We start from the raw sequence: 7,346 nt of genomic DNA, 5'->3' as shown, positions 1-7,346 counted from the left end.
CTCCCGAACCATCCGCCGACACGAGGCTGCCCGAGTTCCGGATGCGTTTCGAGATCGAGCGGAAGTTCCTGGTCGCCCACGAGGGGTGGCGCGCGTCCGCCACGGGACGGCGCGGCCTTCGCGACGGGCTGGTCGGCCAGTTCGGGCGCGGCAAGGTTCGGGTACGCCTCGACGAGGACCGGGCCTGGCTCACCGTGAAGGGCGCGCGGCTCGGCATCGGTCGCCCGGAATTCGAGTACGAGATACCTTGCGCCGACGCGGAGGCGATGCTCCGGGAGGTCTGCGTCGGCGGCGTGATCGAGAAGACGCGCCACTGCGTGCCCCATGACGGCCTGACCTGGGTGGTGGACGAGTTCGGCGGCAGCCTCGCCGGGATCGTGCTGGCGGAGGTCGAGCTGGACGCGGAGGATCAGCCCTTCTCCCGGCCGGACTGGGCCGGAGACGAGGTGACCGGGGACCTGCGCTTCCGGCAGACCACGCTCCTGCATCTCTGCGGCCAGATGGGCAGACCCGTCACGATGGCCGACATCCTCGCGCTGCCGCGCGCGCTCTGAGCCCGTCGCGCGGATCTCGCAGCGCGAAAAAATCTCGTCCGATCCGGTCCGGGTAGGGCATGGCCGGAGCGCTTCAAGAATGTTCGAGCGGCACCGATTTCGTTAACCAACCCGGCGTGATCCGGGCTGGAGCGAAGATGGTTGCGGCGTTGAAACGGGCGGTCAGGTTGCGGCGGACGATGCGCGAGCGCGACACACGGATCGAGGCCAGCGGGAGCGCCAAGGCGCGTCCGCTTCCAGGGGGCGAGGTCATCCTGCACACCGAGCGCGGTCTCACCGCCCGCGAACTCATCCGCATGGCGCAGGCGGCGCGGCGCGCCCGGCAGGATTAGGGCCTCCGGCTCGGCGCGGACCCGCGGCGCCGTGGCCGCCGAAGCCGAGGTGCGTCCTCGCCGCGCCGTGGCGAAAACGACAGGAGCCGGTTCGGGCCCTCGCGCCCGAACCGGCTCCTTCTCGTTCCGAGGGGCGTCGGCCGCCGTCGCGAACGGCTTGTCGGCGGCGCCTCGCCTCCCGTCGCTCCCCTCTTCGCGTATGGCGCACGAGGGGATGCGTCGTCTGCGGCCCGCTCGGTCGAGGAGGATCTCAGCCGGCCCGCCCGGCCTGCGCGAGGGCGGCGACCGTGCAGATGTCGCGGGCCGGCCCCTGCGGGAGATGCTCGGCCTGCCGCAGCGGGACCGGGGCCGCGACGGGCGGCGGCGAGGCGGCATAGGCCAGCGCGACGGGCGAGCCCGGCTTGCGCTTCTCGTAGAAGGCGTTGCCGCCCGCCACCGCCACGTAGTGCATGTTGCTGTAGGGGAAGCGGTGCCCGGCGGTGTGGAAGTACATCGCCTGGCCCACCTTCGGGTGGCGCTCGCCCGCGAGGACCGCGTCGGCGACGTCCGCCACCTTCTCCAGGCTCTTCGGCTCGTTCATCGGCTTCGTCAGGACGCCCGCCGCGAACTGGCGCGGCTGGCCCACCACCTCGCAGATGCCGCCCGGGAACGCGGCCGATTCCAGCCGGTTCATCACCACGGTTCCGACGGCGAGGAGCCCTTCGGGGTCGCTGCGGTTCGACTCGAAGTACATGGCGCGCCCGAGGCAGTCGCGCTCCGTTTCGTTGACGGCCATCGCGGGCTTGCGGCCGGGAATCGATCCGGTGACCAGGGGCGTTGCGGTATTGCAGCCGCCGAGGCAGCCGCATGCCAGGATGAACGCCAGTCCGGATACAGTCTTCGCCGTCCTCACACCCTGCATGCGCTCGCGCTCCCTTCCCGATGTTCCCTCGCGCCCGCACGCGCCGCATCCTGGATGCGGCCGCGAACCGGCCTGCCTCAGCCACGCTCAAGCTTGCGTGCAGATTCGGGGCAGAGATGTGGCGGGGGGCTTACCGTTTCGTTAACGGCCGGGGGAAAGGGCGGCGCGCATCCGTTCCGCCTCGGCGCGGAAGCTGCGGACCGGGACGGCGAGCGAGCGCCCGCCCGCCCCTTCCGGCCGGCGCGCCACCAGCACGCCGATCACCGCGGGACCGTCCTCGCCCAGCCGCAGCAGGGCGGAGCCGGACTCGCCGGGCAGCGCGCGGCAATCGTGCAGCAGGAGCGGCGGGTCCGGCTGCTCCTCCACCGCGCACTCGCCCTGCGCGCTCATGCGCTCGGCGCGGGCGTGGCTGTAGCCGGCCCTTCGGATCTCGCGCCGACCCCCCGCAGCGTCGCCCTCGCCCGCGAGCGGGACCGGGCGGAGATCCACGGGCTCGGCCAGCGCGATCAGGGCCCAGTCCCTGGCGAAATCCGCCGCCGTGGTGCCGAAGGCGTAGCCGGGACCGGTGACGTAGCGGTCGGCGACGGCGTGGGCGTTGTAGGTTCCCTGGCGCCAGCCGGCCACGAAATGCACGCTCCGCGGCCCGACCCAGCGGGTGCGCGGCCCGTCCCAGAGGCAATGGGCGGCGCTCAGCACGAGGCGCGGGGCGATCAGCGTGGCGCTGCAGAAAGCGCGGCGGTTGGCGCCGAGCACGACGTTGAGCTTCCCCACCGACGCATAGGGCCAGACGCCCGCATCGACCGCGACCTCCGCGCCCGCGGCCGGCGCGGGCGCCAGCAGCGCCCCCAGGACGAGCCCCGCGGCGCGCCTCATCCGGCGACGAGCCGGGCGAAGCTGGCGAGATCGACGTTGCCGCCGCTGATCACGATGCCGACCCGCAGGTCGCGCACGTCCAGCAGGCCGCCGAGGACGGACGCCGCGGCGAGGCAGCCCGTGGGCTCGACGACGAGCTTCATGCGCTCGGCGAAGAAGCGCATGGTTTCGACGAGCTGCGCGTCCGAGACGGTGAGCACGTCGGTGACGTGGCGCGCGATGATCGGAAAGGTGTGGTCGCCCAGATGCGTGGTCTGGGCCCCGTCCGCGATTGTCTGCGGCACCGGTATCCGCACGATCCGGCCTTCCCGGAAGGAGCGCTGGCCGTCGTTGCCGGCCTCCGGCTCGACGCCGTAGACCCTGGCCCGCGGCATCAGTTCGGCGGCGGCCAGCGCGCAGCCCGCAAGCTGGCCGCCGCCGCCGAGGCAGGTGACCAGTATGTCGAGCGGTCCTGTCTCCTCGATGAGTTCCAGCGCCAGGGTTCCCTGGCCGGCGATGACGTCCGGGTGGTCGTAGGGTGGAATCAGGCTCAGGGACCGCTCGGCGGCGATGGCACGGCCGAGCGCCTCGCGGTCCTGCGTGTAGCGGTCGTAGGTGACGATCTCGGCCCCGTAGTCGCGGGTCGCCGCGACCTTCATGGCCGGCGCGTCGAGCGGCATCACGATGGTGGCCGGCACGCCGAGCAGCCGCGCCGCCAGCGCGATCGCCTGGGCGTGGTTGCCGGACGAGTAGGCGATCACGCCGCGCCGACGGGCATCCTCGGGGAGCGCCGCGATGGCGTTGTAGGCGCCGCGGAACTTGAAGGCGCCGGCCCGCTGAAGGTTCTCGGCCTTGAAGAACAGTTGGCCGCCGGTGCGCGCGTCGGCCGTGCGGGACGTCAGCACCGGCGTCCGATGCGCCGCCCCGCGGATCCGCTCCGCGGCCCGCGCGACGTCGCCGTAGCTCGGCCCACGGGCGGTGGTCGCGACATCGCTCATGATCACTCCTCGCAGATCCGTACGGGTGAAAATTTTAGACGCGCCCGCTCTCCGCCGCCAAGCCGGCGGACCGCAGGTCTCGGAGCGGGACTGGCACAACCTGTGCTGTGCATGAGGCGGACACGCTGGTTCTCTCGAGGGAGCGATCGCCTGGATAAGCTCTCCTGCGAGCGAGGATCCCGTGTCGCCAGGAACCTCCTGCGCCGCCGGCTCGTGAGCCGCGGCGAGCTGCTCGGATCGGCGACGCTGACCGTCTGGCCGCACAGCATCGATGCCAAGGCGGTCGAACCCCGCGAGATGCCGAGCCTTCTCCTCGCGCTGGAGGAGGCCGCAACCGCCCTGCGCAGCGGCGAGGGCACGCCGTGGATCATCACCAGCGCCGGGACGATGCTGCCGCCCAACCTTCTGCGGAACCTGATCGCGCTGCCGTGAGCGCGTCGAGCCGCGATCGTCGCGTTCCCCAAGCGGCGATCGGACGCCGTCCTACGAAAAGACGGCTTGCGAACCGACACGAAACCGATCTAGCCTCTGGATCTCGGCGCCAGATCGGGCGTCGGTCTTGAGAGAGGAGGCCTGCGATGAGCCGTCACGGTTCCTGCGTCCCGACATCTCGTACCGCCGATCCGGATCAGGACACGCCGCCGAACAGGAACCTGCAGGGATAGTGGCGCCTCGAGCGCGGCGGTCGAGTTCCCCGTCCGGCAGGGCCGGTCGGGCCGGATGCTCCCGCTACGCACAAGAGAACGCGTGGCCCCTGCGAAGGCCCGTCAGCCCATCGGCTGACGGGCCTTTTTCGTCGGGCAGGGCAACCGCTTGCCGCCGGCACGCGCGCCGGGCGAAGCCGAGCGCGCGAAATCTGACGACACGACCGCCGGTTGCGTCGGAGGGCCAGACCGGACCGCGTGACCGATCGGGCCTGGCCGGGCCACCGCGGCTCAGGTGTGGATCACCTTCCCGTAGGCGTCGAGCACGCTCTCGTGCATCATCTCGGAGAGCGTCGGATGCGGGAAGACCGTGTGCATCAGCTCTTCCTCGGTGCTCTCCAGCGTCATCGCGACGACATAGCCCTGGATCAGCTCGGTTACCTCGGCGCCGATCATGTGGGCGCCGAGCAGCTGGCCGGTCTTGGCGTCGAAGATCGTCTTGATCAGGCCGTCCGGCTCGCCGAGCGCGATGGCTTTTCCGTTGCCCGCGAAGGGGAAGCGGCCGACCTTGACTTGGAAGCCCTGCTCCTTGGCCTTGGCCTCGGTAAGGCCGACGCTGGCGATCTGCGGGTGGCAATAGGTGCAGCCCGGGATCTTGCCCTTGTCCATCGGGTGCGTGTGCAGACCCTTGATGGTCTCGACGCAGATGACGCCCTCGTGCTCGGCCTTGTGGGCGAGCATCGGCGGGCCTGCGACGTCGCCGATCGCGTAGAGGCCCGGCACGTTGGTGCGTCCGAGCCCGTCCGTGACGATGGTGCCACGGTCGGTCTTCACGCCGAGCTTCTCGAGGCCAAGATTCTCGATGTTGCCGACGACGCCCACCGCCGAGATCAGCTTCTCGGCCGAGATCTGCTGGCTCTTGCCGTCTGAGCCCTCGATCGTCGCCGTGACGGCGTTCGCGCCCTTCTCGACCTTCGTCACCTTGGCACCGGTGAGGATCTTGATGCCCTGCTTCTCGAAGCGCTTGCGGGCCATGCCGGCGATCTCGGCGTCCTCGACGGGCAGGATCTGCGGCAGCAGCTCCACAACCGTCACCTCGGCGCCCATGGTGCGGTAGAACGAGGCGAACTCGATACCGATCGCGCCCGAGCCCATCACGAGCAGGGACTTCGGCATCGCCTCCGGCACCATGGCCTCGTAGTAGGTCCAGATCTGCTTCTTGTCGGGCTCGATGCCGGGGATCGCGCGCGGGCGCGCACCGGTCGCCAGGATGATGTGCTTGGCGCTGTAGCTGCCGGCCCCCTTGGCGCCCTTCGGGGCCTCCGCGCGCTTGGTCTCCTTCACGGTGACCTTGCCGGGCTCGTTGCCCTTGGCGACGGACTCGACCGTGGCCTCGCCCCAGATCACGTCGACCTTGTTTTTCTTGAGCAGCATGCCGACGCCGCCGTTGAGCCGGCCGGAGACGCCGCGCGAGCGCTTCACGATCGCGGCGGCATCGAACGAGACCTCCTTGGCCGAGAGCCCGTAATCGGAGGCGTGCTGCATGTAGTGGTAGATCTCGGCCGAGCGCAGCAGCGCCTTGGTGGGGATGCAGCCCCAGTTCAGGCAGATGCCGCCGAGATGCTCGCGGTCGACCACGGCCGTCTTGAAGCCGAGCTGCGCCGCGCGGATCGCCGTGACGTAGCCGCCGGGGCCCGCGCCGATGACGAGGATGTCGTAGGTGTCGGACATGTCGCTCTTCCCCCGCGCGCCTTAGACCAGCATGCCCATCGGGTTCTCGATGAGCCCCTTGAAGGCCGAGACCAGTTCGGCGCCCAGCGCCCCGTCGAGCACGCGGTGGTCGCAGGACAGCGTGCAGGTCATCACCTGGGCGACGGTCGGCTGGCCGTCCTTCACCACGACGCGCTTCTCGCCCGCACCCACCGCCAGGATGCTGGATTGCGGCGGGTTGATCACCGCGGTGAAGTGCTTGATCCCGAACATGCCGAGGTTGGACACGGAGGTGACGCCGCCCTGGTACTCCTCGGGCTTCAGCTTCTTGGCGCGGGCGCGGGCCGCGAAGTCCTTCATCTCGTTCGATATGGCCGAGAGCGTCTTCTCGTCGGCCCGGCGGATGACCGGGGTGAACAGGCCGCCGTCGATGGCCACCGCCACGCCGACCTCGGCGTGCTTGAAGCGCAGGATCCGGTCCTCGGCCCAGACCGCGTTGGCGGCCGGCACGCGGGTCAGTGCGAGGCCCATCGCCTTGATGACGAAGTCGTTGACCGAGAGCTTGAACAGCGGCTTGCCGTCCCGGTCCTTGCCGGCCGAGCCGTTCAGCGTCTCGCGCAGCTTCATCAGCGCGTCGAGCTCGCAATCGACAGTGAGGTAGAAGTGCGGGGCCACCTGCATCGCCTCGGTGAGGCGCTTGGCGATGGTTTTGCGCATGCCGTCGAGGGGAACCTCCTCGTAGGCGTCCTTCTGGTAGAAGCCCCGCACCTGATCGAGGCTGAGCCCGGCGGGCGCGCCGCCGGCCGGAGCGGCCTTCGGCGCGGGGGCTGCGGCCTTCGGGGTCTCGGCGGCCTGGTGAGCAGGGGCCGGGGCCGCCTTGGTGGCGCCGGAGGCCTTCGCCTCCTGCACGTCGCGGGCGATGATGCGGCCGTGCGGGCCCGAGCCCTGGACGGCGGCGAGATCGACGCCCTCCTGCTTGGCGATGCGGCGCGCCAGCGGCGAGGCGAAGACGCGACCTCCCGAGGAGGCCGGGGCGGCGGCCTGTCCGCCACCCGCGGCGGGCTTCGCGGCGTCCGGCGCCTCGTTCACGCGGGCGTAGGACATGTGGCCGTCGCCCGGCGTGGTGTTCTGCCCGGCATCGGATTTCGGCGCCTCGGCGGCGGGTTTGGCCTCGGCCTTCGGCGCGGCGCCGCCGCCCGCGGCCGCTGCGGAGACGTCCTCGCCCTCGCCCGCGATGATCGCGATCAGGTCGTTGACCGGCACGTCCGCCGTGCCCTCCGGCACCACGATCTTGGCGAGGACGCCCTCGTCGATGGCCTCGACCTCCATCGTGGCCTTGTCGGTCTCGATCTCGG

8 protein-coding genes are annotated in these 7,346 nt (G+C 70.9%); 3 read left to right on the top strand and 5 right to left on the bottom strand.

Translation table 11 applies throughout. From position 1 onward, the window contains the following. The first annotated feature begins 41 nt into the window (after window positions 1-41). Both AX737_RS13025 and AX737_RS13020 read left to right on the top strand, forming a co-directional pair. A complete protein-coding gene (locus AX737_RS13025) occupies window positions 42-554 on the top strand; it encodes a CYTH domain-containing protein (protein WP_066921956.1) in 513 nt (170 codons plus the stop codon). Between the two features lie 179 nt (window positions 555-733). Beyond that, on the top strand, window positions 734-886 hold the full coding sequence (locus tag AX737_RS13020) for a hypothetical protein (protein WP_156453684.1): 153 nt from the start codon (window positions 734-736) through the stop codon (window positions 884-886). A gap of 250 nt (window positions 887-1,136) precedes the next feature. On the opposite strand, the gene AX737_RS13015 is transcribed toward AX737_RS13020, so the two are convergent. The 3 genes from AX737_RS13015 to AX737_RS13005 all read right to left on the bottom strand — a co-directional run bounded on the left by AX737_RS13015 (window position 1,137) and on the right by AX737_RS13005 (window position 3,637). Then, the gene (locus AX737_RS13015; RefSeq protein WP_308445260.1) at window positions 1,137-1,661 is read right to left on the bottom strand and encodes a cell wall hydrolase; all 525 of its coding nucleotides are present in this window, start codon (window positions 1,659-1,661) and stop codon (window positions 1,137-1,139) included. A 267-nt stretch (window positions 1,662-1,928) separates the two neighbouring features. After that, window positions 1,929-2,660 carry a trypsin-like serine protease gene (locus AX737_RS13010; RefSeq protein ID WP_066921949.1) on the bottom strand — a complete coding sequence of 244 codons (732 nt, stop codon included), beginning with the start codon at window positions 2,658-2,660 and terminating at the stop codon, window positions 1,929-1,931. Continuing rightward, window positions 2,657-3,637: a threo-3-hydroxy-L-aspartate ammonia-lyase gene (locus AX737_RS13005; RefSeq protein WP_066921958.1), complete on the bottom strand. Its 981-nt coding sequence runs from the start codon at window positions 3,635-3,637 to the stop codon at window positions 2,657-2,659. Before AX737_RS13005 ends, AX737_RS13010 begins: the two co-directional genes overlap by 4 nt. Before the next feature lie 213 nt (window positions 3,638-3,850). Here AX737_RS13005 and AX737_RS13000 point away from each other — a divergent pair, with 213 nt between their 5' ends. Continuing rightward, window positions 3,851-4,069: a hypothetical protein gene (locus tag AX737_RS13000; RefSeq protein ID WP_066921947.1), complete on the top strand. Its 219-nt coding sequence runs from the start codon at window positions 3,851-3,853 to the stop codon at window positions 4,067-4,069. A gap of 503 nt (window positions 4,070-4,572) precedes the next feature. On the opposite strand, the gene lpdA is transcribed toward AX737_RS13000, so the two are convergent. Together lpdA and AX737_RS12990 are read right to left on the bottom strand one after the other, a co-directional pair. Continuing rightward, entirely contained in the window at window positions 4,573-6,012 is a 1,440-nt protein-coding gene (lpdA, locus tag AX737_RS12995) for a dihydrolipoyl dehydrogenase (RefSeq protein ID WP_066921945.1), read from the bottom strand. Between the two features lie 21 nt (window positions 6,013-6,033). Further along, window positions 6,034-7,346: pyruvate dehydrogenase complex dihydrolipoamide acetyltransferase (locus tag AX737_RS12990; protein ID WP_066921943.1), on the bottom strand; the 1,313-nt coding region annotated here is incomplete at its 5' end.

Origin of the sequence: Methylobacterium sp. CCH5-D2 (assembly GCF_001556475.1) — a bacterium.
Taxonomy (GTDB): Bacteria; Pseudomonadota; Alphaproteobacteria; order Rhizobiales; family Beijerinckiaceae; genus Methylobacterium; species Methylobacterium hispanicum.
Note: the sequence above shows the minus strand (reverse complement) of the source record. Positions and strands in the feature narration are given on the sequence as shown.

Excerpts from the sequence above, each read along its gene's own strand:
- AX737_RS13025 (WP_066921956.1), top strand. The coding sequence starts at position 42 with ATGCGTTTCGAGATCGAGCGGAAGTTCCTGGTCGCCCACGAGGGGTGG.
- AX737_RS13020 (WP_156453684.1), top strand. The coding sequence starts at position 734 with ATGCGCGAGCGCGACACACGGATCGAGGCCAGCGGGAGCGCCAAGGCG.
- AX737_RS13015 (WP_308445260.1), bottom strand. The coding sequence starts at position 1,661 with ATGGCCGTCAACGAAACGGAGCGCGACTGCCTCGGGCGCGCCATGTAC.
- AX737_RS13010 (WP_066921949.1), bottom strand. The coding sequence starts at position 2,660 with ATGAGGCGCGCCGCGGGGCTCGTCCTGGGGGCGCTGCTGGCGCCCGCG.
- AX737_RS13005 (WP_066921958.1), bottom strand. The coding sequence starts at position 3,637 with ATGAGCGATGTCGCGACCACCGCCCGTGGGCCGAGCTACGGCGACGTC.
- lpdA (WP_066921945.1), bottom strand. The coding sequence starts at position 6,012 with ATGTCCGACACCTACGACATCCTCGTCATCGGCGCGGGCCCCGGCGGC.